At 73.5% G+C, this 22,928-nt stretch carries 23 protein-coding genes; 5 read left to right on the forward strand and 18 right to left on the reverse strand.

The genetic code is table 11. From position 1 onward, the window contains the following. Window positions 1-6: 6 nt before the first annotated feature. Window positions 7-909 (reverse strand): hypothetical protein, encoded by a 903-nt coding sequence (locus tag CFT82_RS04905; protein ID WP_088817899.1) that lies wholly within the window; start codon window positions 907-909, stop codon window positions 7-9. A 90-nt stretch (window positions 910-999) separates the two neighbouring features. On the opposite strand from CFT82_RS04905, the gene CFT82_RS04910 reads away from it, so the two are divergent. Continuing rightward, the gene (locus CFT82_RS04910) at window positions 1,000-1,236 is read left to right on the forward strand and encodes a hypothetical protein (RefSeq protein WP_088817900.1); all 237 of its coding nucleotides are present in this window, start codon (window positions 1,000-1,002) and stop codon (window positions 1,234-1,236) included. Here CFT82_RS04910 and CFT82_RS04915 read toward each other — a convergent pair. Continuing rightward, entirely contained in the window at window positions 1,215-2,303 is a 1,089-nt protein-coding gene (locus tag CFT82_RS04915) for an o-succinylbenzoate synthase (protein ID WP_234994273.1), read from the reverse strand. The genes CFT82_RS04910 and CFT82_RS04915 overlap by 22 nt on opposite strands. A gap of 10 nt (window positions 2,304-2,313) precedes the next feature. Then, window positions 2,314-3,786 (reverse strand): HNH endonuclease signature motif containing protein, encoded by a 1,473-nt coding sequence (locus CFT82_RS04920; protein ID WP_088817902.1) that lies wholly within the window; start codon window positions 3,784-3,786, stop codon window positions 2,314-2,316. 137 nt (window positions 3,787-3,923) lie between these two features. Between CFT82_RS04920 and CFT82_RS04925 the strand changes: the two genes are divergently transcribed. Further along, complete coding sequence (locus CFT82_RS04925; RefSeq protein WP_088817903.1) at window positions 3,924-4,922, forward strand: 1,4-dihydroxy-2-naphthoyl-CoA synthase; 999 nt, start codon at window positions 3,924-3,926, stop codon at window positions 4,920-4,922. A 7-nt stretch (window positions 4,923-4,929) separates the two neighbouring features. On the opposite strand, the gene CFT82_RS04930 is transcribed toward CFT82_RS04925, so the two are convergent. Then, window positions 4,930-6,009, reverse strand: a complete 1,080-nt coding sequence (locus tag CFT82_RS04930; protein ID WP_088817904.1) for a restriction endonuclease — start codon at window positions 6,007-6,009, stop codon at window positions 4,930-4,932. A 67-nt stretch (window positions 6,010-6,076) separates the two neighbouring features. On the opposite strand from CFT82_RS04930, the gene CFT82_RS04935 reads away from it, so the two are divergent. Further along, window positions 6,077-7,225 carry an AMP-binding protein gene (locus CFT82_RS04935; protein WP_143469489.1) on the forward strand — a complete coding sequence of 383 codons (1,149 nt, stop codon included), beginning with the start codon at window positions 6,077-6,079 and terminating at the stop codon, window positions 7,223-7,225. A gap of 27 nt (window positions 7,226-7,252) precedes the next feature. Here CFT82_RS04935 and CFT82_RS04940 read toward each other — a convergent pair whose 3' ends face one another. The 3 genes from CFT82_RS04940 to CFT82_RS11695 all read right to left on the reverse strand — a co-directional run bounded on the left by CFT82_RS04940 (window position 7,253) and on the right by CFT82_RS11695 (window position 9,328). Further along, window positions 7,253-8,470, reverse strand: a complete 1,218-nt coding sequence (locus CFT82_RS04940; protein WP_143469490.1) for an MFS transporter — start codon at window positions 8,468-8,470, stop codon at window positions 7,253-7,255. Then, window positions 8,470-8,724 (reverse strand): type II toxin-antitoxin system RelB family antitoxin, encoded by a 255-nt coding sequence (gene relB, locus CFT82_RS04945; RefSeq protein WP_088817907.1) that lies wholly within the window; start codon window positions 8,722-8,724, stop codon window positions 8,470-8,472. Before relB ends, CFT82_RS04940 begins: the two co-directional genes overlap by 1 nt. 91 nt (window positions 8,725-8,815) lie before the next feature. Continuing rightward, window positions 8,816-9,328, reverse strand: coding sequence for a hypothetical protein (locus tag CFT82_RS11695; RefSeq protein ID WP_159461862.1), 513 nt, complete (start codon window positions 9,326-9,328; stop codon window positions 8,816-8,818). Window positions 9,329-9,490: 162 nt separating this feature from the next. Here CFT82_RS11695 and CFT82_RS04955 point away from each other — a divergent pair, with 162 nt between their 5' ends. Together CFT82_RS04955 and CFT82_RS04960 are read left to right on the forward strand one after the other, a co-directional pair. Further along, complete coding sequence (locus CFT82_RS04955) at window positions 9,491-10,390, forward strand: 1,4-dihydroxy-2-naphthoate polyprenyltransferase (RefSeq protein ID WP_088817909.1); 900 nt, start codon at window positions 9,491-9,493, stop codon at window positions 10,388-10,390. A gap of 127 nt (window positions 10,391-10,517) precedes the next feature. Next, complete coding sequence (locus CFT82_RS04960; RefSeq protein ID WP_143469491.1) at window positions 10,518-11,531, forward strand: hypothetical protein; 1,014 nt, start codon at window positions 10,518-10,520, stop codon at window positions 11,529-11,531. 14 nt (window positions 11,532-11,545) lie between these two features. On the opposite strand, the gene CFT82_RS04965 is transcribed toward CFT82_RS04960, so the two are convergent. The 11 genes from CFT82_RS04965 to CFT82_RS05015 form a co-directional block, all read right to left on the reverse strand. Beyond that, on the reverse strand, window positions 11,546-11,851 hold the full coding sequence (locus CFT82_RS04965) for a DUF4229 domain-containing protein (protein WP_088817911.1): 306 nt from the start codon (window positions 11,849-11,851) through the stop codon (window positions 11,546-11,548). A 5-nt stretch (window positions 11,852-11,856) separates the two neighbouring features. Further along, entirely contained in the window at window positions 11,857-12,759 is a 903-nt protein-coding gene (gene ccsB / locus CFT82_RS04970) for a c-type cytochrome biogenesis protein CcsB (protein WP_088817912.1), read from the reverse strand. Then, the gene (gene resB, locus CFT82_RS04975) at window positions 12,756-14,360 is read right to left on the reverse strand and encodes a cytochrome c biogenesis protein ResB (protein WP_234994274.1); all 1,605 of its coding nucleotides are present in this window, start codon (window positions 14,358-14,360) and stop codon (window positions 12,756-12,758) included. Before resB ends, ccsB begins: the two co-directional genes overlap by 4 nt. Continuing rightward, on the reverse strand, window positions 14,330-15,085 hold the full coding sequence (locus tag CFT82_RS04980) for a cytochrome c biogenesis CcdA family protein (protein WP_088818335.1): 756 nt from the start codon (window positions 15,083-15,085) through the stop codon (window positions 14,330-14,332). The genes resB and CFT82_RS04980 overlap by 31 nt, the downstream gene beginning before the upstream one ends. Further along, a complete protein-coding gene (locus CFT82_RS04985) occupies window positions 15,085-15,684 on the reverse strand; it encodes a TlpA family protein disulfide reductase (protein ID WP_088817914.1) in 600 nt (199 codons plus the stop codon). Before CFT82_RS04985 ends, CFT82_RS04980 begins: the two co-directional genes overlap by 1 nt. Continuing rightward, window positions 15,681-16,382, reverse strand: a complete 702-nt coding sequence (locus CFT82_RS04990; RefSeq protein WP_088817915.1) for a histidine phosphatase family protein — start codon at window positions 16,380-16,382, stop codon at window positions 15,681-15,683. Before CFT82_RS04990 ends, CFT82_RS04985 begins: the two co-directional genes overlap by 4 nt. Then, entirely contained in the window at window positions 16,379-17,710 is a 1,332-nt protein-coding gene (hemL, locus tag CFT82_RS04995) for a glutamate-1-semialdehyde 2,1-aminomutase (protein ID WP_407656021.1), read from the reverse strand. The genes CFT82_RS04990 and hemL overlap by 4 nt, the downstream gene beginning before the upstream one ends. A gap of 90 nt (window positions 17,711-17,800) precedes the next feature. Then, window positions 17,801-18,781, reverse strand: a complete 981-nt coding sequence (gene hemB, locus CFT82_RS05000; protein ID WP_088817916.1) for a porphobilinogen synthase — start codon at window positions 18,779-18,781, stop codon at window positions 17,801-17,803. Continuing rightward, window positions 18,778-20,448, reverse strand: a complete 1,671-nt coding sequence (locus CFT82_RS05005) for a bifunctional uroporphyrinogen-III C-methyltransferase/uroporphyrinogen-III synthase (protein ID WP_088817917.1) — start codon at window positions 20,446-20,448, stop codon at window positions 18,778-18,780. Before CFT82_RS05005 ends, hemB begins: the two co-directional genes overlap by 4 nt. Further along, window positions 20,445-21,437 carry a hydroxymethylbilane synthase gene (gene hemC, locus CFT82_RS05010; protein WP_234994275.1) on the reverse strand — a complete coding sequence of 331 codons (993 nt, stop codon included), beginning with the start codon at window positions 21,435-21,437 and terminating at the stop codon, window positions 20,445-20,447. The genes CFT82_RS05005 and hemC overlap by 4 nt, the downstream gene beginning before the upstream one ends. Further along, window positions 21,434-22,846 carry a glutamyl-tRNA reductase gene (locus tag CFT82_RS05015; RefSeq protein ID WP_327078678.1) on the reverse strand — a complete coding sequence of 471 codons (1,413 nt, stop codon included), beginning with the start codon at window positions 22,844-22,846 and terminating at the stop codon, window positions 21,434-21,436. The genes hemC and CFT82_RS05015 overlap by 4 nt, the downstream gene beginning before the upstream one ends. Between the last annotated feature and the right edge of the window lie 82 nt (window positions 22,847-22,928).

The following is a 22,928-nucleotide window of genomic DNA, read 5'->3' on the forward strand; positions in this document are numbered from 1 at the left end:
GAGCCCTCAGTCTACGGCCCGGGGGCCCTCCGGGCCGCTCCCGTCCCCCCGACCGTTGCCGGCCTCGCCGCCGCTGGTGCCGCTCGACGCCTCGTGGCCGGGCGCGTACTGGCCGTACTGCGGGGCCGGGCGGCCGGTGACGCCGTGCAGGGGGTGGGGGTCCCGGGTGGATCCGGTCGCGGCGTGGACGGGGCCGGTGGGCGTGCCACCCCGGAGCGGGGCGGCGTCCTGACCGGCCTGCTGCCACGGCTCCGCCCCGGGGGCGGGGTGACCGGTCGGGCCCTGCGCGGCACCCCGGGGCCCGTGCGCTCCGGCGGGGCCGCCGGGCCCCTGCTGGAGGCCGCTGTCGGTCCGCTTGCCGGTCCGGATGAGCTGGACGATGCCCCAGGTGATGAGCCCCAGGCCGATCAGGAAGGCCAGGGTGCCCAGGCCGAAGGCGACCAGCGCCCAGGTCACCACGCCGTCGGCGGCGTCCCCGGGGGCCACGGCCATCGGGGTGTCGGCGCCGCAGTCGAAGGTGTGGTCCCCCGCCTCGGCGGTCGTGAAGCGCCACAGGAAGTCGCTGTCCTGCACGTCGGTGGTGATCACCGAGTGGAGGTCGAGCTCCTCGCCCTGGGGGCCGGTGACGTGGCACTGGCCGGGCTCGACGCCGCTGGTGTCGGTGGTGGCGGCGTAGAGGACCCGCTCCTCACCACCGGGCAGGTAGCGCGTGTCTCCCTGCTCGATCGGGTCGAGGACGGCACCGAAGAGGTCCCCCATGCCGAGCGCGAGGGGGAGGAAGAGGGCCAGCGGGGTCCCCACGAGGAGGGTCAGCCCCCCGAGGATCAGCGGCAGCAGACCCTTCCGCCGCGGGTGAGGTTGCGGGTGGTAGGCGTACTGACCGGTCGGGCCCGGGGGTGGCTGGGTCATGACCGCATCCTAGTTGGGGATACGCCACGGACCCACCGATGACGTGTGACACCCTGACCCCACGCGCCCCACCGCCCTCGAGGAGAGCCCGTGCCCACCGGAGCGAAGCTGTTCGTGGCCCTGTGCCTCCTGCTGTGCGTGGTGTCCCTCATGGGGGTGTTGAACCCGAAGGCCCAGGACCGCACCTGGCGCCGCCTGACCTTCTGGCGCAAGGCTCCCGAACCGACGCGTGGGCAGCTCGTGCGGCGCGGGGCCATCAACGGGGCGGTGCTCGTGGCCGCGGTGACCTTCATCGCGATCATGGTCTACGACCTCCGCCCGATCTGACCCCGACGGAGCAGTCGGTGGCACCGGCTGAGCCGGTCCGCCCACCACTCCCGGCGTTCCGGCGCGGCCAGCGCCACGCGCCGGTCGGGCTCCACGCGACGCAGGTCGATCCGCCCGCCGACCGGGGACAGGGAGTCGGTGGTCACGTCCTCGGCGAGGAGCCGGACGGTCCCCAGGCCGCAGGCTCCCTGCAGGGCAGGCACCGTGGCGGCGAGCGCCACCCCGGAGGCCAGCCCCACGCTCGACTCCAGGGCGGAGCTGACCACCACCGGCAGCCCCGCGGCGTCCAGCACCTGGCGGGCAGCGCTCACCCCGCCGAGGGGCGCGGCCTTCACCACGACGACGTCCGCGGCAGCCAGCTCCCTGACCCGCAGGGGGTCCTGCGCCCGACGGATCGACTCGTCGGCCGCGATCCGCACCGACACCCCGCGCCGGGCGAGCCCCTCCCGCAGGTCGGCCAGCTCCTCGACCGTGGCGCAGGGCTGCTCGACGTACTCGAGCCGCTCGCCGTCCTCGGCCAACCGGGTCAGGAAGTCCAGCGCGTGGGGCACCGACCAGGCCCCGTTCGCGTCCAGCCGGAGCGCGGCGCCCTCGCCGAGCACCTCCCGCGCCGCTGCGATCCGGGCCCGGTCGGCGCGGTCGCTCACGCCACCCAGCTGGGCGGCGTCCTGGACGAGCGCCCCCTGCTCGGCCACCTTGATCTTGGCCGTGGTGCAGCCGGGGAAGCGCGCGAGGACCCCGGGCACCTGACCGGCCTCGACCGCCGGGACGGTGGCGTTCACCTCCACCGCCTCGCGGACCGGGTCCGGCCAGCCCCACCACCCGGCCTCGAGCGTCGCCGACAGCCAGCGGGAGGCCTCGGCGTCGTCGTACTCGGTGAAGGGCGCGAACTCCGCCCACCCGAGCGGCCCCCGCACCAGGGCGGTCTCCCGGACGGTGATCCCTCGGAAGCGCGCCACCAGCGGGAGCTGCACGACGACCAGCTCGTCGAGGAGCTCCTCGAGCGGCGGCAGGGCACGGCCCAGCGTCGGGTCGTCGAGGGCCTGGGGACGGTCGGGGCTGAGCACGCTCCTGAGGCTACCCACGGGCGGCCTCGCGCTGCGTCGGAGCATCCGGTGCCAGGACCTGCGGTGCCGGATCGCGGCGCGCCGGCTCCCGGTGCAGGTGGAAGCGCACCGTGGCTCGCCCGTGCGCGTCCCGCTCCACGGTGTGGCGGTAGGACCGGTCCGCCAGCCTCCGGTGGTGTCGCCCGCACAGGGGGATCGCATTCCGCAGGTCCGTCCGCCCCGGTGGTCCGCTCCAGCGCCCGTCCGACCAGGTGGTGGACACCCAGGGTTGTTCGTGGTGGATCTCGCACCAGGCGAGCGGCCGGTCGCAGTGCTCCTCGGCGCAGGCGTCGTACCGGGAGACCAGGGCGGCACGCTGCGAGGTGCTGAAGACCCGGGTCTGCCGCCCCAGGTCGAGCGGCTGCGAGGGCCCACCCATGACGACGGGGATGATCCCGGCGGAGGCGGCCAGTCGGCGCACCTGCCCGGCGCTCACCTCTGCCCCGCTGTCGGTGACCCCGGCGCGGTCGGTCTCGCCCCGCAGGGTCTCGAGGTCGGTCATGACCATCACGACGGCGTTGGTCTTGGCACCCAGCTCGTCGGCCGGCAGGTGGTCCACGAGCTCCGCGAAGGCCCGCCCGCGCTCGTGGCGCCAGTCGACCACCTCCTCGACACCCGCCCCCGGGGTGCCACGACGCCGCGGGCTGGCCAGCGCCCCGATGACCTTGTCGAGCATGTGGGCCTGCAGCTCCGGGAGGGTGAACTGGCCGAACCACGTGCCGTCGCCGTTGTCCTTCATCCAGAACTGGGCACTGGCCAGGGACTGCTCCTCGCGCTCGCGCACGCGGCCCTCGTGCCGGCGCTCGACCTCCGCCCGGGGCACCCCGTACTCCTCGAGCAGACGGCGCGCGGCCACCCGCAGCTGGCGCGGTGTCAGCTGCTGGGCCTTCTCGCCCAGCTCGGCCTCGAACCGTCGCCTCACCGCGGCGTCGTGGCTCTCCGGCAGGTCCTCCACCGCAGCGAGCACCACCCGGGCCTGCTCCTCCCGCACCAGCCCCCGGTCCATCGCCGTCGCGAGCGGCCGCGGGCCGCCCTCCGTGGCCCGTCCCGGCGCCTCGCCACCCCGCTCCGTGCCGTTCTCGCCCCGCAGCACCGGGGCGTCGTTGCCCAGGGCCTCGGCCAACCACTGGTCCCGCCGCGCGCGTCGTCCGTCCCCCGCCGTCTTGCGAGCCACGTACTGGCTGTCGTCGTCGTGCGACGCCCGACCGCTCTCCCGCGCCGCCCGGAGCACCCCGAAGGAACGTTGCCGCACCCGGTCACCGCGCGCCGAGAAGGCCGCCGCCGACCGGGCGAGCCACTCCAGCTCCCGGGGGCCGGGCGCGCCACCGTCCCGGCCCGCCTCGGCCATCGCCGCCATCAGCTCGTCCACGGCCCCGTTGGCCCGCGCGAAGGCCTCCTCCAGGGCCTCCCAGGGCCCACACCCCACCCCAGCAGCGTCGGTCATCCGTCCTCACCCCCTCGGCGATCAACTAGTACAAAGATAGCACAAGGATAGAACATGCGCCACCCTTCGATAGAACATGTGGACGAACGGCTTCTCCGTCGCGAGTCCCCACACCCCGCCCCACCTACCCTGTCCCCATGGACGACGCCACCCCCACCCCGCGCCCCGTGAGCGAGACCTTCGACCCCACCGCCTGGGCGACCGTCCCGGGCTTCGAGGAGCTCACCGACATCACCTACCACCGCTCGACCCTGCCCGCGGTGGGCGTCGGCGGGCGCACCGACCGCACCCTCGGCGTCGTCCGGATCGCCTTCGACCGCCCGGAGGTGCGCAACGCCTTCCGCCCCCACACGGTCGACGAGCTGTACCGCACCCTCGACCACGCCCGCCGCTCCCCGGACGTGGGCGTCGTCCTCCTCACCGGCAACGGCCCCTCGGCGAAGGACGGCGGCTGGGCCTTCTGCTCCGGCGGGGACCAGCGCATCCGCGGCCGCTCCGGATACCAGTACGCCACCGAGCACGACGCCGACGTGGCCGCCGCGGACGCCTCCAGCGTCGACGAGGCCCGCACGAAGGCCGAGGGCGGCCGCCTCCACATCCTCGAGGTGCAGCGCCTGATCCGCACGATGCCGAAGGTCGTCATCGCCCTGGTGAACGGCTGGGCGGCCGGCGGCGGGCACTCGCTCCACGTGGTCTGCGACATGACCCTGGCCTCCCGCCAGCACGCGCGCTTCAAGCAGACCGACGCGGACGTCGGCTCCTTCGACGCCGGGTACGGCAGCGCCTACCTGGCCCAGCAGGTGGGGCAGAAGTTCGCCCGCGAGATCTTCTTCCTGGGCCGCACCTACGACGCCGAGACGATGCAGCGGATGGGCGCGGTGAACATCGTGACCGAGCACGAGGAGCTCGAGGCCGAGGGCATCCAGGTGGCCCGCGAGATCCTCGGCAAGTCCCCCACCGCCCAGCGGATGCTGAAGTTCGCCTTCAACCTCGCCGACGACGGCCTCATGGGCCAGCAGGTGTTCGCCGGGGAGGCCACGCGGCTGGCGTACATGACCGACGAGGCCGTGGAGGGCAAGGAGGCCTTCCTGGAGAAGCGCGACCCGGACTGGTCCGCGCACCCCTGGTACTACTGAGGAGCGATCACTCCTCGGCCGTGTCGTCCACGACGTAGACCCGGGACAGCGGGACGAGAGCCCGCCACTGTCGCGGCAGCTCCTCGTAGTGGGTGAGAAAGAGCTCCACGAGCTCCTCACCGCTGATGAGGCGGAGCCGCTGACGCGAGCGCTCGAGGTTCAATGCGTCAGCGGGATAGCTACCCAGCGTGACGAACACCCCCACCTCGTTGTGGTCGAGTGTGCCCACGAGGCTCCGCACATCCGCCACGGACACCCGATTGGTCGTGTGCTTGCACTGCACTTTGATGAGCGGCGGCTCGATGCCGAGCGGGTCCCGGTGTGCCAGCACGTCAACACCGCCGTCGCGCGAGTACTGCGTGACCCGGGCGATATACCCCATCGACTGCAGGATGTCCGCCGTGAGCTGCTCGAACTCGGCGTCAGAGACCCAGGGCCGCTGAAGTCGAGACAGCACGAAGTCACGTGTGAGACGGTCAACCCGCCCCGCGGTGATGCGGTCCTCGTCCTCCCCACTCGACGGATCCACGGCCGGCACGTCCAGCTCCACCTCGCGCGCCGGACTCTCCTGACCTGCGAGGCGACCCTCCCTCTGATCCAGGTGCTCCTGCGCCTCCTCCACACCACCAGCATCGAGGGCGGCCCGGAACTCCTCCTCGTGACGAGAGATCCGGAAGATCGTGATGAAGGCACCGATCTCGTAGAGCGCCGACTGGCTGAACTTGGCGCGGGGAATGCCCACCACGCGCCAGTCGACCGGACGTCGGTGCTGGTGAACGGATGCATCAGCGTCGAAGTAGTAGTCGCCACTGACCACGCCAAGGTTCACGGTCCCGTCAGGCTTGTAGGGGGCCACGATCACGTCACCCGGCTGCATGATGAAGGCGAAGCGGCGCAGAATGCCCGCCCACGAGGCGATGGCCCGCGGCTTCTTGTGGGGGTAGAGGGAGCGCAACCGGGACTTCACGGCCTCTTGGTCGTCGCCGATGCTGCGGAGGTCCCCGACTTCATCCCACCCGACACTCACGAAGCCCTCGTCGAGGAGTTCAGTGGTCAACGTGTCGTTGTGGATACCCCAGGTCGTCATGACCCCAGCCTCGCACGTACCGCCCTCGGACCTCCGCGTGCGGACCTGCTCACATACGCTCGGGCCGATGTCGCCCCCCGCCCCCGTCACCATCCCGCCGGACACCACCGCCGACGCCGTACGCGCCGCCCTCGCCCCCGTGCTGGCCGGCGAGCGTGAGCTCGCGCTGGGCACCTCCGGCTCCACCGGCAGCCCCGCCCGTGCCCTGCTCCGCGGCGCCGACCTGCGAGCCAGCGCGACAGCCACCCATGAGCTCCTCGGGGGCACCGGGCGCTGGGTGCTCGCCCTGCCCCCGGGCCACATCGCCGGGGTGCAGGTCCTGGTGCGGGCCACCGTCGCCGGGGTCGAGCCCCTGATCACCACCGGCGCCGAGGGCTCCTTCGACCCCACCCGCCTGGCCGCGGACCTCACCACCGCCCGGGAGGCCGACCCGACAACCCGCACCTATCTCTCCCTGGTCCCCACCCAGGTCGCCCGCCTTACCGAGGACCCCGCCACGGCCTGCGCCGTCACCGCGGCCACCGACGCCGTCCTGGTCGGCGGCGCCGCCCTACCGGCCGCCGTGGCCGAGCGGGCCGCCACGGCCGGCCTGCCGGTGGTCCGCACCTACGGCTCCACCGAGACCTGCGGCGGGTGCGTGTACGACGGCCTCCCCCTGCCCGGGGTCGAGATCGGACGCACCGAGGCGGGCCGCGTCACCCTCACCGCGCCGTGGGTGACGCGTGGCTGGCTGATCGACGACGAGCTCGTCACCTCCCGTGCCCACGCCGGCGGGCAGGGCGCCCGCCTCGAGGACGCTCCACCCGCCCCTGACGGCACCCCGCGCCGCACCCTGGTCACCGACGACCTCGGCGAGATCGGCCCCGACGGCCGCCTGCGCATCACCGGCCGCGCGGACGACCTCATCACCACCGGCGGCGTGAAGGTCGCGCCCGGCCCCGTCGCCGATGCGGTGGGCTGCCTGCCGCAGGTGGCCGAGTGCGCCGTCGTGGGCGCCCCGGACGAGACCTGGGGCCAGCGGGTGACGGTCGTCGCCGTGCCGCGCGGCGAGCGCCTCCCTCTGGCCACGCTCCGTGACGCCCTGCGCGAGGCGCTGCCCGCGTCCGCGCTCCCGCGCGCCGTCCGCTGGGTGGAGGCGATGCCGCTCACCGGCCCGGGCAAGCACGACCGTGGCGCGCTGCGGCGCCTCGCTACCGAACCGGACGAAGTAGCCTGAGCATTCAGTGGGCGCAGACCGAGCGATTCAGTCACGCTCCGGGGGCCGGTGGTACTGGGGGTCGTCGTCGTTGCGCCAGAACGCCACCGCCCACCCCAAGGAGATCACCGCAGCAGCCACCGGCAGGGCGCCGCTGACCGCGCCCAGACCACCGTAGGCCCAGCCCACCGCCGGCCGGGAGAGAGCGCTGCCTCCCATGGCATTCAGCGCCTGCACGCTGATGACCCTCCCCAAGCGCTCTTGAGGGACAGAGCGGCTGATGCGGGCAAAGACAGCGGCCCCCGCGCTCGGCCCAATGAGGATGCTGAGCGCCAAAGGGATGGCCATTGCCCAATGGCCGCTGAGGGCCGCGCTGGTCGCCAACGAGACCACGGTCAGGAACACACAGAACAACTGCGTCTGGTGGAACGAAAGGCGCTTGGTCACGGCAGGCACTATGGCCGCACCAGCGATGCCCACAGCCCCCAGGAGACCCGAGAGCAATCCGATGACTCCGGCCGAGACACCTGCGCGTTCCAGGTCGATCACCATGAAGAACATCAGTCCCGCGACGGCCAGGTTGTAGAAGAACTGCACCCCCAATATGTCACGCAGCACGCTCTCTCGCCCGACGTAGGAGAAACCCGCCATGACAGACTGGGCGAAGTTCTCCTCCTCGGACTTCTCGACACTCAAGTCCGCTTGGATGAGCAGGTCGCACACCATGGCCACCACACACGCGACCGCCGCGACCGCGCACACCCAACCGGGGCCCACCCCCAGCAACACACCACCCAACGCCGGGCCCGCCAGCTGAGCAGCCTGGTTGCGCCCCTGGTACTCTCCGTGCGACTGCTCCAGGCGTTCCTGCGGAACCACCTGCGTGATTGCCGCATCCTCAGCCGCATCATTGGTCGAGGCGATGAACGCCACGAGCATCGACAACCCCGCGTAAAGCACCACCGACGTGGACCCGGCGAACAACACCGCAGCCATCACTCCGAAGATGACGGCCTGCCCCAGCTGCGAAGCCACCAGGAGATGGCGCCGGTCGTACCGATCAGCCAGGGCTCCACCCGGTGAACGCCCCACCACCACCGCCAAACCCAGCAAACCAGCCACCAGACCGCTGACCCCCGCCGAATCCGTCATCCGCAACACGATGAGTGGCGTGGCGAACACAAACGCCGTGCTCGTCACATCCGCCGGAATACCCCCCATCCACAACAATCGGTAATCACGAAGGTCCGCACCGAGCGCCATCATCACTCCTCACTCATGCAGACCCTGAGTCTGCGGGTCGTTGTCGCCTCCACCTCGTCGAGACCGTAGGTGGCCTCGCGGCCGGCGCGGACATCCTCGACCCGCTGGACGATGCCGTACTCGTAGAGGAGGCGGTCGATGTGGGTCTCCACGGCCTCGCGGAGGTAGTAGGACTTCGAGCGCCCGGTGGCGGCGGCCAGCTGCTCGAGCTTGCGGCCGGTCTCGTCGGACAGCTTCACGGAGGTGGCGACGGTCATGGCGGCTCCCCAGGTTGACTACGGGTAGTCAAGTGTATCGCCGTCACACGCTGCGCGTCCTGCCCGCGCCCACACCCTCGACGCCCCTGAGTCAGTCCTCCATCGGCTCGGCGACGACGTGGAAGACCGGGCCCTCGCCGCAGACCTCGGCCTCCTCCGGGACCTCGTCGCTCAGCCCGCCGCCCAGCTCCACCTCGTCCCCGAGGCGTTCCGGCGTCCCGATGTAGCGCGGCTGCCCCTTCTGGGTGACGTACAGCAGATCCCCCTCCACGCTCCCGCCCTCCAGGAGCACGGCGTCGCGCGGGAAGATCGGCAGCACCGGGTCCCCCTGGCCGGTGTCGACCCGGACACACCCGTCGACGTTCACGAGGCGCCCGGCGAGCAGGGCGTCATCACCCTCCCCGGGGTTCGGCTCGACGGTGACGATGCGGAGCGGCTCGCCCTTCCGGGTCTCCTGCTCCAGCAGGGCATGCGTCCAGGACGCCGAGGCACCCGGCGAGCCCTCCGCAGTGGGCTCCTCCTCGCCCCCGCACCCGGCGACCGTGCCGCACACCATCGCGACGCCGGTCGCGGCCAGCACTCCCCACCCACGCATCCGCTCCATGGTCTGACCGTAGCCCCCCCTGATGGCCATGCCCGCCCGCCCACTGGCGCTCCCGGCTGCCACCGGTGGGAGAATCGACCGGCTGCCGGGACCGACCGGCGCCCGGACACCCACCCACCGCTCGCCCCTGCGAGGGCGCGCCCGCCCCTGCCCAGGAGGACCATGGCCACGCTCGCCCAGTGGATCGACGGCGCCCGCCCCCGCACCCTGCCCGCGGCCGTCGCACCGGTGGCGGTGGGCACCGGTGCCGCCTTCGCCCTGCGCGAGGAGGCGGGCCACGGCGACGCCGGCCACCTCGGGTTCGCCCTGCTGGCCCTGGTCGTCGCGCTGGCCCTGCAGGTGGGCGTGAACTACGCCAACGACTACTCCGACGGCATCCGCGGCACCGACGAGGAGCGGGTCGGCCCGGTGCGCCTCGTGGGGCAGCGGCTGGCCGCACCGGGCACGGTGAAGCGTGCGGCCTTCGCCTGCTTCGGGGTGGCCGGGGTGGCCGGCGTCCTGCTCTGCCTGCTCTCGGGCACCTGGTGGCTGCTGCTGGCGGGCGTGGCGGCGGTGTGGGCGGCCTGGAACTACACCGGCGGCACAAACCCCTACGGCTACCGCGGCCTCGGCGAGGTGGCGGTGTTCATCTTCTTCGGCCTCGTGGCGGTGCTCGGCACCCAGGTCACGCAGGCGCACACCCTGAGCCTCGCGGGGGTGGCCGGGGCGATCGGCATCGGCGCGGTCGCCGCGGCACTGAACCTCACGAACAACCTGCGCGACATCGACGGCGACGCGACGGCCGGGAAGATCACGCTCGCCGTCCGCCTCGGCGCGCAGCGGACCCGCCGCCTCTACGTCGGGCTCATCGTGCTGGCCTTCGTCATGGTGCTCGTCTCCGGTCTGCAGCACAGCTCGGCGGTCCTCGCCCTGCTCGCCCTGCCGCTCGCCTGGGCCCCGGTCCGCAGCGTGCTGCAGCGCGCCCGCGGTCGGGCCCTCATCGCGGTGCTCGGTCAGACCGGGAAGCTCCAGCTGGTGCTCGGGCTCCTCTGGGGCCTCGGCCTGTGGTGGGCCGGCCGCTGACCCAGATCCCCCTCCCGGGGCGTGGGGCTCCGACTCGTCTCGGAGATCCCTCCCCAGGAGGATGTGAGCCAGGGCACGTCGTGTGACGATGCGGGATCGCCCGTGATCCCCACCCGTGGAGAAGACCGTGCCGCGCCGCTCCCGCCGCCCGACCGCCCTGACCCTCCTGGGGGTGCTCGCCCTCGGGGCGTGCAGCTCCACGGACCCCGAGAAGCCGGCCCCGGACCCCTCCGGGACGAGCCCCTCGGAGCCCGCACCGGAGGAGCAGAGCCCGTCGTCGACGGGCACCCGGGCGACCGCCGCCGCCCACGAGGTGGTCCTCCCGCCGGTCAGCGAGGAGGCCGCCGACCGGCTGGAGGTGCAGGAGGAGGACACCGTCCTGGGGCCCTCGCTGCTCGCGGGGAAGCGGCTCGACGTCCGGATCCCCGCGGGCGACCACACCCTCGTCCTGCACTGCCCCTCGCGGGCCGAGGGCGACCCGGGCGCCGTCGGCATCACCGGCCTGGAGCCCCAGACCCGCACCCTCCGCTGCGGCACCGAGGAGCCGGTGGATCTCCCGGCCCGGGGCGAGGAGCGCGTGGTGACCCTCCTGCCCCGCGGCGAGGTGGACCTGGCTCTGGCCGTGGTGGAAGGCACCGACGGGGAGGTGGAGGCCACCGATGAGCTGACGCCCGAGCAGCGGGCGCGGCAGCTGCAGGCGGACCTGCTCCAGCGAGTCGGTGGCGAGGACGGGGGCTGGCGCCCGGGCGTCGTCCGCGCCGGGTCCCTGCCGGGCACCGACACCCTCGAGCTGGACCTCGAGGCGCCGCGTCACCGGCTCGCCGCGACGGTCGAGTGCTCGGGGGACGGCGCCGCGGAGCTCCGCCCCCTGGCCGCGGACGGCGAGCCCGCCGACCCCGGGCCGGGCCGGACCCTGCTGGCTCGGGCCTTCTGCAACGGGGAGCCCTTCGACATGGGGTGGGGGCTCGCCGAGCCGGCCACCAGCGTGGAGATCACCTTCACCGGGACGACCGGTGACTGGGTGGTCGGCCTCGCCGAGAGCACCCGCCCCCTCGACGAGGCGGACCCCAGCACCGCCGAACCCAGCCCGTCGCCCTCGAGCGCCTCGCGCCCCGCGGAGCCCAGCCCCTCGGACTCCTGACCGGAGGGCCCGGCTCAGACGAAGTCGTCGTCCGAGCGCTCCGCCGCGGCGTCCTCGACGGCCTCGTCGCTCACGGCCCGACGCTGCTGGCGCTTGGCCTCCCGCTTGGCGATGGCGTCGTCGATCTGGGCGGAGAAGTCCTGCCGCGGGGCCTTGAGCAGGAAGAGCGAGGCCACCATCGAGGCCAGGGCGGCCGCCGCCACGAGCAGCACCATGCCCATCTGCCCCAGAGGGGTCTGCCCGGCCAGCTCCAGCCCGAGCCAGAAGGCCAGCAGGAAGGCCAGGAAGACCAGGATCCGCAGAACGGTGTAGCGCAGCATTCAGGTCACATCCCCGAGTACGAGTGCCAGCCGACGAAGTACACGTTGACGATGGCGTAGTTGATGACGATGCAGAGGAAGCCCGCGATGGCCACCCAGGAGGCCTGCCGGTTCCAGCCGGCGGTGGCCCGGGCGTGCAGGTAGGCGGCGTAGACCACCCAGATGACGAAGGTCCACACCTCCTTGGGGTCCCAGCCCCAGTAGCGGCCCCAGGCCTTCTCAGCCCAGATCGCCCCGGCCACGAGGGTGAAGGTCCACAGCGGGAAGGCGATGATGTGGGCCGAGTAGGTCAGCTTGTCCAGCCGCGCGGTGGTGGGCAGGCGCCGCATCCAGCGGGGGCGGGCGGCGGCCACCTCGGTGCCGGTGCGCTCGGCCTTCTCCTCGAAGCGGCGCGACAGCAGGTGCAGCACGGCCAGCGCGAAGCCCACCACGAAGATGCCGATGGAGAGCGTGGCGACGGTGACGTGGATGACCAGCCAAGCGCTCTGCAGGGAGGGCATGAGCTCCGAGGCCTCGGTCCACCAGACGCTGGAGGCCATGCCGAGGATGAGCAGCACCGGGATGATGACGAACAGCCCGAGCCAGCGGACGTCCTTCACCAGTGCCCAGCCGCAGTAGGCGAGCAGGGCGAACCCGGCCGCCACGAGGGCGAACTCGTACATGTTGCCCAGCGGGGCGCGCTGCACGGCCAGGGCCCGGGTGGCGATGGTGGCCACCAGGGCCACGGTGCCGGCCAGGGTGAGCCCCTGCGCCACGGTGCCGATCCGGCGCCCGTCGTCGGCCGCGAGGAAGCCGGTGTACCCGAGCATCGCCAGCGCGAGCAGCATCATGGCGACGACGAGCAGGACGTCGGAGGTCCGCGCCATCTGTTCGTCCACGCCGGCCGCGGCCAGGACTGCCAGTGTCATGAGTTCTCCTTCTCACCGGCGGTCTCGCCGCCGGTCGTCAGTCCGAGGCGCTCTCGGAGGTCGTGCTCCAGGCGGGCCACGCCGTCGTCGAGCGTCGGGTCGTGCCCCTTGGCCAGGCCGGCGATCTCCCACCGGGAGCCGCCCTCCCCCGCGGGGACGACGCGGAGGAAGTATCGCCGACGTCGCACGGCGAGGCTGAGGACCAGCCCGGCCAGGCCGATCATCGAGAAGACCAGGGCCGGCACCTGGCCGGGGTCCTCCCGCACCGAGAGGCCGGCGAAGCGGCGGACGTCCTCGAAGGCCACCTGCCCGCTGCCGTCGGGCAGGTCGAAGGTCTCCCCCGGGCGCAGCATGATCCGCACCGGGGTGCCGTCCTCGCCCTGGATCTGCTCCATCTCCTTCGTCTCCAGGGTGAAGACCGACTGCGGACGGCCACCGGGGAAGAGATTGCCCTTCCAGGCGGTCATGAACAGGGCCGGGTCGGCCAGCCCCGGGAAGGTCGAGTGCGGGCCGCGCTGGGCGTCGACCTTCTGGGTGGGCAGGAAGAGCCCGGCCAGACCGATCTGCTCGTCGGCCCCGGCGGCGGACACCTTCACCGCCCCGCTGGAGGCGTAGTTGTTGTCCTGCACCAGGAAGGGAGAGGCACCCTGGAAGAGCAGCGTCCCCGCGGCGTCCCGGTAGCTCACCTGGGGGGCGTAGCCGTTGCCCAGCAGGTGGATGCGGGCGCTGCCGACGGTGAGCGGATCGTTGACCTGCAGCAGCTCCTCGCGCAGCCCGTCGCCGGCGTCGAAGCGGGCATCCACCTCGAAGCCGCGCGGCTGGCCGAACTGGCCCTTGCCGGCGTCCGGGTCCGTCTCGAAGCGCACCCGCACCTCGTCGACGGCGAGGGTGAAGTCCGGCAGGTCCTTGGTGTCCACCCACGGCCCGGCGTTGAGCGTGTCGTAGCGGCCGTTGGAGCTGGTGAAGGTCTCGCCCTCCACGAGCATCACCTCGCCGCGCCAGCCGAAGAGGTAGCCGGCGGCCACGCTGAGCAGCACGCCCACCAGGCTGATGTGGAAGACCAGGTTGCCCAGCTCGCGCAGCATGCCGGTCTCCAGCGAGACCTCGCGCGTGCCGTCCGGGGCGTCGTCCCCGGTCCGGACGCGGTAGCGGCGGCGGTGCCCCAGCGCCTCGGCGGCGTCGGCCAGCTCGTCGACCCCCACCTCCGCGGCGCTCCCGCCCAGGTGCCCGGGCAGGTGGGTGAGGCGGCGCGGGACGCGCGGCGGCTGCTGGCGCCAGCCCTTCCAGTAGGTCTTCGAGCGCGGCAGGATGCAACCCACCAGCGAGGTGAAGAGGAGCAGGTAGATCGCCGCGAACCAGGGGCTGGAGTAGACCTCGAAGAAGCCGAGGGCGTCCAGGGCCGGGGAGATCTTCGGGTGCTCGTCGAGATAGCGGTCTACCGCCCCGGAGTCCACCGAGCGCTGCGGGAAGATCGAGCCGGGCACGGCGGCCACGGCGAGCAGCATGAGCAGGAGCAGCGCGGTGCGCATGCTCGTGAGCTGGTTCCAGGCCCAGCGCAGCGTGCCGACCATCAGATCACCGGCCTGAACGACGAGGTCCACTCGCGTTGCATCCACGCGGTCAGGGCGTCCCAGACACCCGTGAGCATGAGTACGCCCAGCACCATGAGCACCACTCCTCCGACCGCACTCACCAGGTGGTGGCGGTCTCGCATCCAACGGAAGGCCCGGGTGAGTCGCCCCCACCCGGCGGCCACGAGCACGAAGGGCAGGCCCAGGCCCAAGCTGTAGGCGGCGGCCAGGACGGTGCCGCGGGTGATCGCCTCCGAGGAGCCCGAGAGGCTCGTGGAGAGCGTGAGGATCGCCGCCAGCACCGGGCCGATGCAGGCGCTGAAGCCCACCCCGAAGGCCGCCCCGAGCAGGGGGGCGCCGAGCAGGCCGGCGGCCGGGCGCCAACGGAGCCGCCACTCCCGGCCGCCGGTGCCGAAGGTCATGATCGCGCCCATCACGAGCACGACGAGGCCCCCGAGGCGCAGCAGCAGCCCCCGCTCCCCGGCGAGGGTCAGCGAGAGCGAGCTGACCACCACCCCGAGGGCGAGGAAGACCACCGTGAACCCGAGGACGAAGAGCGTCGCGGCGAGCACGAGCCGGCACCGACCGGGCTGCTCGGCCTCGACCCCGCCCAGCCCGGTGATGTACCCGAGGAAGCCGGGGACCAGCGGGAGCACGCAGGGGGAGGCGAAGGAGACGACGCCCCCGGCGAAGGCCAGCAGCATCGCCCAGGGCAGGAAGCCCTGGGTGATGGTCTCCCCGACGCTGGCCACCATCACGTCTGCTCGGCGCGCACGTCGGCGACCAGGCCGTCGAGGGTGGAGACGTCCACCGGGCCCGAGACCCGCGCGGCGATGCGGCGCTGCTCGTCGAGGACGAGCGTGGTGGGGGTGGCGGCGGCCGCCCCCTGCAGCCCCCGCAGGGTGGCCCCGCCGTCGTCGGCCAGGTTCGGGTAGGTGATCTCCAGGGAGTCGAGGAAGGCCTGCGCGGTCTCGACCGTGTCGCGCTGCACCAGCCCGAGCAGGAGGACGTCCTTGCCCTCGTGGGCCTCCCAGAACTCCTGGAGGGCCGGCATCTCCTCGATGCACGGCGGGCACCAGGAGCCCCAGGTGTTGAGCACGACCACGGGCTCCTCGACCTCGGCGAGGTCGAACTCCTCCCCGTCCAGGGTCTTCCCGGTGAGGGTCACCGGGTCGCGTCGCTCCTCCGGCGGCAGCTGCTCCACGGCCCCGTCCCCGGAGATGTAGCCGGCCTCGCCCTCCCCGCGGGCCCGGCCGGTGACGCTGTTGGAGTCGTCCCCGCAGGCGGTCAGCGCGGAGAGGCCGAGCAGGCCGGGCAGGGTGAGCAGGGCCCGACGGCGAACGAGCGGGCTCATGCCCCCGGGACCTTCGTGGCGTCGGTCAGCAGCTCCCCGGCGGGCTCGGCGTAGTGCACGGCGTAGAGCTCGGTGCCGGTGAAGTCGAAGGTGGTGACGCTCGCCAGCGAGCACTCGCGCTGCCGCGGGTCGTGGGCCAGCGGGCGCCCCTCCAGCTTCGAGCGCAGCGTCCAGACGGGCAGCTGGTGGCTGACGATGACGGCCTCCCGCCCGGCGGCGACGGTGCGGGCCTCGCGCAGGGCGGCGTCCATGCGGGCGGCGATGGTCTCGTAGGCCTCACCCCAGCTGGGGCGCAGCGGGTTCCACAGGGGCGGCCAGGAGGAGGGGCGCTTCAGCGCGCTGTCGGGGCCGGTCATGCGCTGCCCCTCGAAGCGGTTGCCGGCCTCGACGACGCGGACGTCGGTGGTCACCGGCAGGCCGGTGCGCTGGGCCAGCGGTGCGATGGTCTCCTGCGCCCGCTCCAGCGGAGAGGCGCCGAGCAGGGCGAGGTCGTGGCCCTCGAAGGCCACGGAGACCCGCTCGGCCATGGCCCGGCCGAGCTCGGAGAGGTGGTAGCCCGGCAGGCGCCCGTAGAGCACCTTCTCCGGGTTGAAGACCTCGCCGTGGCGCACCAGGTGGACCAGCGTGCGGTCGGCGCGCCCGTCGTGACGGACCACCTCCGTGGGCGCCGCGGTCGGCGGGACGGTGGGACGGCTCATGCCGTGATCTCCCGGGCCGACGCGTGGATGGCCTCGACGATCCGGTCGAGCACGTCACCGGTGTGCGCCGCGGAGACGAACCAGGCCTCGAAGGCGCTCGGCGGCAGGTGCACGCCGCGCCGCAGCATGGCGTGGAAGAAGCGGGCGTGGAGCGCGGTGTCCTGCTGCTGCGCCGACGCGTAGTCGGTCACCTCGGCGTCGGTGAGGAAGACGCTGAACATGGTGCCGGCGCGGCCGATGCGGTGCGGGATTCCGGCGGCGGTGAAGGCCTCGGTGACGGCGCCGGTGATGACCTCCCGCGCGTGGTCCAGCGTGGCGTACACCTCGTCGGTGCACCGGCGCAGCGTGGTGAGGCCGGCCGTGGCGGCCACCGGGTTCCCGCTCAGGGTGCCGGCCTGGTAGACCGGCCCGGCCGGGGCCAGCTGGGCCATGACCTCCGCACGCCCGCCGAAGGCCGCCACCGGGAAGCCACCGCCGACGACCTTGCCGAAGGTGAACAGGTCCGGCGCGTCCCCCATCTGCGAGAGACCCAGCCAGCCGGTGCGGGAGGCGCGGAAGCCGGTCATCACCTCGTCGGAGATGAGCAGGGCCCCGTGCTCGCGGGTGAGGCGGCGCATGGCCTGCTCGAACTCCGGGGTGGGCGGGACGATGCCCATGTTGCCCGGGGAGGCCTCCACGATGACGGCCGCGACGCCGGCTCCGTGCTCGGCGAAGGCGGCCTCCAGGGCGGGGACGTCGTTGAAGGGCAGCACGAGGGTCTGCGCGGCCGTGGCGGCCGGCACCCCGGCGGAGTCCGGCAGCGCGAAGGTCGCGAGACCGGAGCCGGCGGAGGCCAGCAGCGCGTCGACGTGCCCGTGGTAGTTGCCGGCGAACTTCACGACCAGCTCCCGCCCGGTGAAGCCGCGGGCCAGGCGCAGGGCGCTCATCGTGGCCTCGGTGCCGGAGTTCACCAGGCGCACCGACTCCACCGGGTCGATGCGGCGGACGATCTCCTCGGCGAGCTCCACCTCGGTCGGGTTGGGGGTGCCGAAGCTGAAGCCCCGGGAGGCGGCGGCGGTGACGGCCTCGAGGACCTCCGGGTGGGTGTGCCCGAGGATCATCGGCCCCCAGGAACCCACGAGGTCGAGATACTCGTTGCCGTCGACGTCCCGCAGCACGGCACCCTCCGCCTCGACGACGAAGCGGGGCTCGCCGCCCACGGCCCCGAAGGCACGGACCGGCGAGTTCACCCCGCCCGGGATGACGGCGCGGCCACGCTCCAGCCAGGCGGCGCTGGAGGCGGTGGGCTGGGCGCCCTCGGCGGGGGAGGCAGTTCCGGGCATGCTCATGACGATCTCAGTCCTTCCTGAGTGTTCGCTGGGCGATCGGGGTGCGGCGAGCCGCCTCCGGGCGTCCGGGGCGGCTCGCCGGGAGGCGTGTCAGTCGGTGGTGCGGAGCCAGTCGGCGACCTCGAGGGCGTGGTAGGTCAGCACCACGTCGGCCCCGGCCCGGCGGAGGGAGAGCAGCGCCTCCAGCACGCTCGCACGGCGGTCGAGCCACCCGTTCGCGGCGGCCGCCTCGATCATGGAGTACTCGCCACTCACCATGTAGGCGGCCATCGGTCGGTCGGTGCGGGCCCGCAGGTCGGCCAGCACGTCCAGGTAGGGCAGGCCGGGCTTGACCATGACCATGTCCGCCCCCTCGGCCAGGTCGAGCTCCAGCTCGACGCGGCTCTCGCGCAAGTTGGCCGGGTCCTGCTGGTAGGTGCGGCGGTCCCCCTGCAGCGAGGAGGCGACCGCCTCCCGGAAGGGGCCGTAGAAGGCCGAGGCGTACTTGGCGGTGTACGCCATGATCACGACGTCGACGAATCCGGCGGCGTCGAGCGCCTCCCGGATCACCGCCACCTGGCCGTCCATCATGCCGCTGGGGCCGACCACGTGGGCGCCGGCGCGGGCCTGGGCGACGGCCATCTCGGCGTAGCGCTCGAGGGTGGCGTCGTTGTCCACCCGGCCGGCGTCGTCGAGCACACCGCAGTGGCCGTGGTCGGTGAACTCGTCGAGGCACAGGTCGGTCATGACGAGCAGGTCGTCGCCGACCTCCGCGCGCACCGCCCGGGTGGCCCGGTTGAGGATGCCCTCGGGAGCGGTCGCCCCGGAGCCGACGGCGTCCTTCTCGTCGGGCACGCCGAAGAGCATGATCCCGGCCAGCCGCGCGTCGCGGGCCCTCCGGGCCAGCTCCACGAGACCGTCGAGGTCGTGCTGCGAGACGCCCGGCATGGAGCCGATGGGGCGCTCCCCGGTGCCCTCGTGGACGAAGGCCGGCAGGATCAGGTCCTGCGGGGCCAGCCGGGTCTCGGCGACCATCCGGCGCACCGCCGGCAGACCGCGGAGGCGGCGCGGGCGCACCACGGGGCCGCTCATCGACGGCTCCGACGCTTCGGCGCCTCCTGCGAGGGCCGGGTCACCGCGCGGCCCTCGGCGACGGCGGTCTCGGCCCGCTGGCGGGCGAAGTCCGTGAGCGCCGCGATGACGGCCTCGCTGCTGGCCTCGGCGGCCACGGCGTCCACGCGCAGGCCGAGGTCCTCGGCGGTGCGGGCGGTGGCCGGGCCGATGGCGATCACGACGGTCGACGGGCTCGGCTTGCCCGCGATGCCGACGAGATTGCGGACGGTCGAGCTGGAGGTGAAGAGCACGGCGTCGTAGTCACCGGCCTTGATGGCCGCGCGGATCGGCGCCGGCGGCGGGGTGGCCCGCACCGTGCGGTAGGCGACGATGTCGTCCACCTCCCAGCCCCGCTCCTGCAGGCCGTTGACGAGCACCTCGGTGGCGATGTCGGCGCGCGGCAGGAAGACCCGGTCGATCGGGTCGAGCACGTCGTCGTAGGGCGGCCACACCTCGAGCAGGCCGCGGGCGGACTGCTCCCCGGTGGGCAGCAGGTCGGGCTCCAGCCCCCAGCGGCGCAGCGCCCCGGCGGTCTTGCCGCCCACGGCGGCGATCTTCAGGCCGGAGAAGGCCCGCCCGTCGAGCCCGAGCGCGGTGAACTTCTCGCGCACGGCCTTCACCGCGTTGACCGAGGTGAACCCGATCCACTCGTAGCGGCCGGTCACCAGGCCCTTGATCGCCTTGTCCATCTGGTGCGGGCTGCGCGGCGGCTCCACGCTGATGGTGGGCACCACGTGGGCGCTGGCACCCCGCTCGGCGAGGGCGGAGACCATCGGCCCGGCCTGGTCCTTGGTGCGAGGCACCAGGACGCGCCAGGCGAAGAGCGGACGGGTCTCGAACCAGCTGAGCGTCTGCCGGTTCGCCAGGCAGGTGCCGAGGGTGGCGACGAGCTGCTCGTCCTCCAGGCCCTTCAGGTCCTGCTCGACGGTGCCGAGGGTGCTCACGATCGTGGCCTGGTGGGTGGTCGTGCCGCCGCTGGTCAGGGCGATCTGGCAGTCCTCGGACTTGCCGGCCTCCACGAGGGCGGCGGCGTGGTCGAGGATCTCGGCGGGGCTGCCGTAGAAGACCAGGGTGGTGTCCTCGTCGTCGACCAGGGCCGGGTTGAAGCGCCCCCCGGGGCCCACCGCGTGGACGACGCTGTTGGTGTCGGCCGCGATGGGGAACCCGGCGTAGGCCGGGACGGCGAGCAGGGCGGAGACACCCGGCACGACCTCGATCTCCAGGCCGGCCTTGCGCGCCACCGCGGCCTCCACCCCGAGCGAGGAGAAGATCGACGGGTCACCGCTGACGATTCGCACCACGAGCGCCTCGGCCTCGAGGACGTGACCGGCCTCGGCACGCTGGTCGGATGCCGCCTTGGCGGCCTTCTTCGCGGTCTGCACGAGCTCCTTGGCGCGGGCGGCGGCGGTGAGCTCGGCCTGCGAGCCGGGCACGGTCACGAACTCGGTGTCCTCCGCGAGCCACTCCGCGTAGTCACCGCGGAGGGTGCCCTCGTCCGCCACGACGACGTCGGCCAGCTTGAGCAGCTTCGTCGCCCGGACGGTCATGAGGCCGGGGTCACCCGGGCCGGAACCGACGAACGCGATGCGCGCCTTGGGCGCGGGGGTCGGCGTCGTGGCCGGAGGGGTGCTGGGGGCGGTGCTCACTCGGTCTCCTTCGAGGACTGGCGATCAGCGGGCTGGGGGACCTCGCCGACACCCGGGAGGGCGTCGGCACCGCGGGTCCGCAGCGCGGTGCCGGTGCGGCGGCCCAGGGCCTCCGCAGCGGACAGGGGGTCAGGGGCGTCGGCCAGGGAGGCGGTGACCTCCTCGCGGAAGGTCTCACCGCCCTCGCGCGGGCCGGCGAAGGTGCGCAGGGCCAGCTCACCGTCGGCGACGGTGGCGAAGGCACCGACCGGGGCGGAGCACCCGGCCTCGAGGGCGCCCAGCACGGCACGCTCCGCGGTCACGGCGGCACGGGTGTCCGGGTCGTCCAGTGGCTCCAGGTGGGCGCGGACCGCCGCGTCGTCGGCGCGGCACTCCACGGCGAGCGCTCCCTGCCCGGGGGCGCACACCATGTCGGTGGGCTCGAGCCACTGGGTCACCGCGTCGGTGAGCCCCAGCCGGCGGATGCCGGCCCCGGCCAGCACCACCGCGTCGAGCTCACCGTCGGCGACGGTGGCGATGCGGGTGGGCACGTTCCCGCGCAGCTCCCGGACGTCCAGGTCCGGGCGGGTGGCCCGGAGCTGGGCCTCCCGGCGCGGGGAACCGGTCCCGACCCGTGCCCCGGCGGGCAGGCTCTCGAGGGTCAGGCCGTCTCGGGCCACGAGGACGTCCCGGGAGTCCTCCCGGGACGGGGTGGCGGCCACGACGAGCCCGGCCGGCTGCTCCACGGGCAGGTCCTTCAGGGAGTGCACGGCCAGGTCGATGGACCCGTCGAGCAGCGCGTCGCGCAGGGCGCTCACGAAGACACCGGTCCCGCCGATGCGGCTCAGCGGGGCCCGGTTGGTGTCCCCCTCGGTGGTCACCAGGACGAGCTCCACCTCCAGCCCGCGGGCGCGGAGCATGTCGGCCACGTGGCCCGACTGGGTGGTGGCGAGCTCGCTGCGGCGCGTCCCGAGCAGCAGCGGGCGGTCGATGCCGGGGGTGGTGGTCACTGGTCTCCTCCGGTGAGCTGGACCTGGGTGTACGAGGTGCTCCGGCCGGCCAGCAGGGGCGTCGGGCCGAGCGAGGGCGGGGCCTCCACGGCGGCCGCCTCCTCCGGGGTGAGGTCGAAGAGCTCGCGCAGCGCCCCGGCGAAGTCGCCGCGCGGGTCACCGGCCAGCTCCTTCACCCGCACGCTGGGGGTGTGGAGCATCTTGTCGACGATCCGGTGGACGGTGCGGGCCACCTCGGCCCGGCTGCCCTCGTCGAGCTCCGGCAGGCGGCGGTCGAGCAGACCCATCTCGGCCTCCACGATCTCACCGGCGGCGCGGCGCAGGGCGGTCACCGTCGGGGCCACCTCCCGCTGGCGGCGGAGGATCTCGAAGCCGGCCACCTCGGACTCGACGAGCTCCCGGACGGCGCGGACCTCGGCCAGCACCGCGTCGTCCTGGGCGGCCGCCCCGCCGGTGGTGTCCCCGAGCTCGCCGAGCCCCACGAGGACCTGACCGGGCAGCTCCCCCACCTCGATCTCGACGTCCCGCGGGAGGGCGAGGTCGACGAGCACGCGACGGCGCTCCGGCAGGGAACGGACGGTCTCGGCGGTGATGACCGCCCCGGTGGCCCCGGTGCAGGTGAGGACGACGTCGGCGCCGGCCAGGACGGCGCCGAGCTCGTCCCAGTCGTGGGCGGTCGCCCCGGTGTCGTGGGCCAGCCGGTCGGCGGTGGCCCGGGTCCGGTTGACGATGTGCAGGTCGGTGCTCACCTGGCGGGCGACCGTCATGGCCGCGAGGGAGGACATCGCCCCGGCCCCCACGACCACCACGGTGCGGCCGTCGAGCGGGCCGAGCTCCGTGGCGGCCGCGGCCAGCCCGCGCTCGACGAGGGAGCGGCTCACGGCGTCGATCTCGGTCTCGGAGTGGGCCCGGCGACCGACCCGCAGGGCGTGGTCGAAGAGCGTCCCGAGCTCGCTGCCGGCGCGACCCGCTCGGCGGGCCCGGCGCAGCGCGGTGCGGAACTGGCCGAGGATCTGGCCCTCCCCGACGGCCACCGAGTCGAGCCCGGCGGCCACCGAGAAGGCGTGCCCGACGGCCCGGTCCTCGTAGTGCACGTAGAGGGTCTCGGCGAACTCCGCCAGCGGCACCCCGGTCACCCGGGCGAGGCTCTGCCCCACGTGGTGCACGGCGCCATGGAAGGTGCTGGCCTCGACGTAGACCTCGAGCCGGTTGCAGGTGGAGACGGTCAGGGCCTCCCGGATGCTCTCGCCGGCGTGGACGGCCGCCGCCAGCTCGCCGCAGCCGTCGTCCGTGAGGGCGATCCGGTCGAGCAGGTCCATGGGCGCACTTCGGTGCGAGGTACCGACCACCAGCAGACTCACCGGGGAACCACCGACTCCTCTCAGCCGCCACCCGTGACGATGGGGCACGCGGCGCGCACGGAACGAGGGGGCGCGCGGCGTGGGGCGCTTATAGCATGGGCGCCGAACGGGCAGACAGCGGGCCCCACTC

The sequence above is a fragment of the Kytococcus aerolatus genome (genome assembly GCF_900187395.1).
Taxonomy (GTDB): Bacteria; Actinomycetota; Actinomycetes; order Actinomycetales; family Dermatophilaceae; genus Kytococcus; species Kytococcus aerolatus.

Bases quoted from the DNA above. Each gene is read 5' to 3' on its own strand.
- CFT82_RS04905 (WP_088817899.1), bottom strand. From the start codon at position 909: ATGACCCAGCCACCCCCGGGCCCGACCGGTCAGTACGCCTACCACCCG.
- CFT82_RS04920 (WP_088817902.1), bottom strand. From the start codon at position 3,786: ATGACCGACGCTGCTGGGGTGGGGTGTGGGCCCTGGGAGGCCCTGGAG.
- CFT82_RS04925 (WP_088817903.1), top strand. From the start codon at position 3,924: ATGGACGACGCCACCCCCACCCCGCGCCCCGTGAGCGAGACCTTCGAC.
- CFT82_RS04930 (WP_088817904.1), bottom strand. From the start codon at position 6,009: ATGACGACCTGGGGTATCCACAACGACACGTTGACCACTGAACTCCTC.
- CFT82_RS04935 (WP_143469489.1), top strand. From the start codon at position 6,077: ATGTCGCCCCCCGCCCCCGTCACCATCCCGCCGGACACCACCGCCGAC.
- CFT82_RS04940 (WP_143469490.1), bottom strand. From the start codon at position 8,470: ATGATGGCGCTCGGTGCGGACCTTCGTGATTACCGATTGTTGTGGATG.
- relB (WP_088817907.1), bottom strand. From the start codon at position 8,724: ATGACCGTCGCCACCTCCGTGAAGCTGTCCGACGAGACCGGCCGCAAG.
- CFT82_RS11695 (WP_159461862.1), bottom strand. From the start codon at position 9,328: ATGGAGCGGATGCGTGGGTGGGGAGTGCTGGCCGCGACCGGCGTCGCG.
- CFT82_RS04955 (WP_088817909.1), top strand. From the start codon at position 9,491: ATGGCCACGCTCGCCCAGTGGATCGACGGCGCCCGCCCCCGCACCCTG.
- CFT82_RS04965 (WP_088817911.1), bottom strand. From the start codon at position 11,851: ATGCTGCGCTACACCGTTCTGCGGATCCTGGTCTTCCTGGCCTTCCTG.
- ccsB (WP_088817912.1), bottom strand. From the start codon at position 12,759: ATGACACTGGCAGTCCTGGCCGCGGCCGGCGTGGACGAACAGATGGCG.
- CFT82_RS04980 (WP_088818335.1), bottom strand. From the start codon at position 15,085: ATGGTGGCCAGCGTCGGGGAGACCATCACCCAGGGCTTCCTGCCCTGG.
- CFT82_RS04985 (WP_088817914.1), bottom strand. From the start codon at position 15,684: ATGAGCCCGCTCGTTCGCCGTCGGGCCCTGCTCACCCTGCCCGGCCTG.
- CFT82_RS04990 (WP_088817915.1), bottom strand. From the start codon at position 16,382: ATGAGCCGTCCCACCGTCCCGCCGACCGCGGCGCCCACGGAGGTGGTC.
- hemL (WP_407656021.1), bottom strand. From the start codon at position 17,710: ATGAGCATGCCCGGAACTGCCTCCCCCGCCGAGGGCGCCCAGCCCACC.
- hemB (WP_088817916.1), bottom strand. From the start codon at position 18,781: ATGAGCGGCCCCGTGGTGCGCCCGCGCCGCCTCCGCGGTCTGCCGGCG.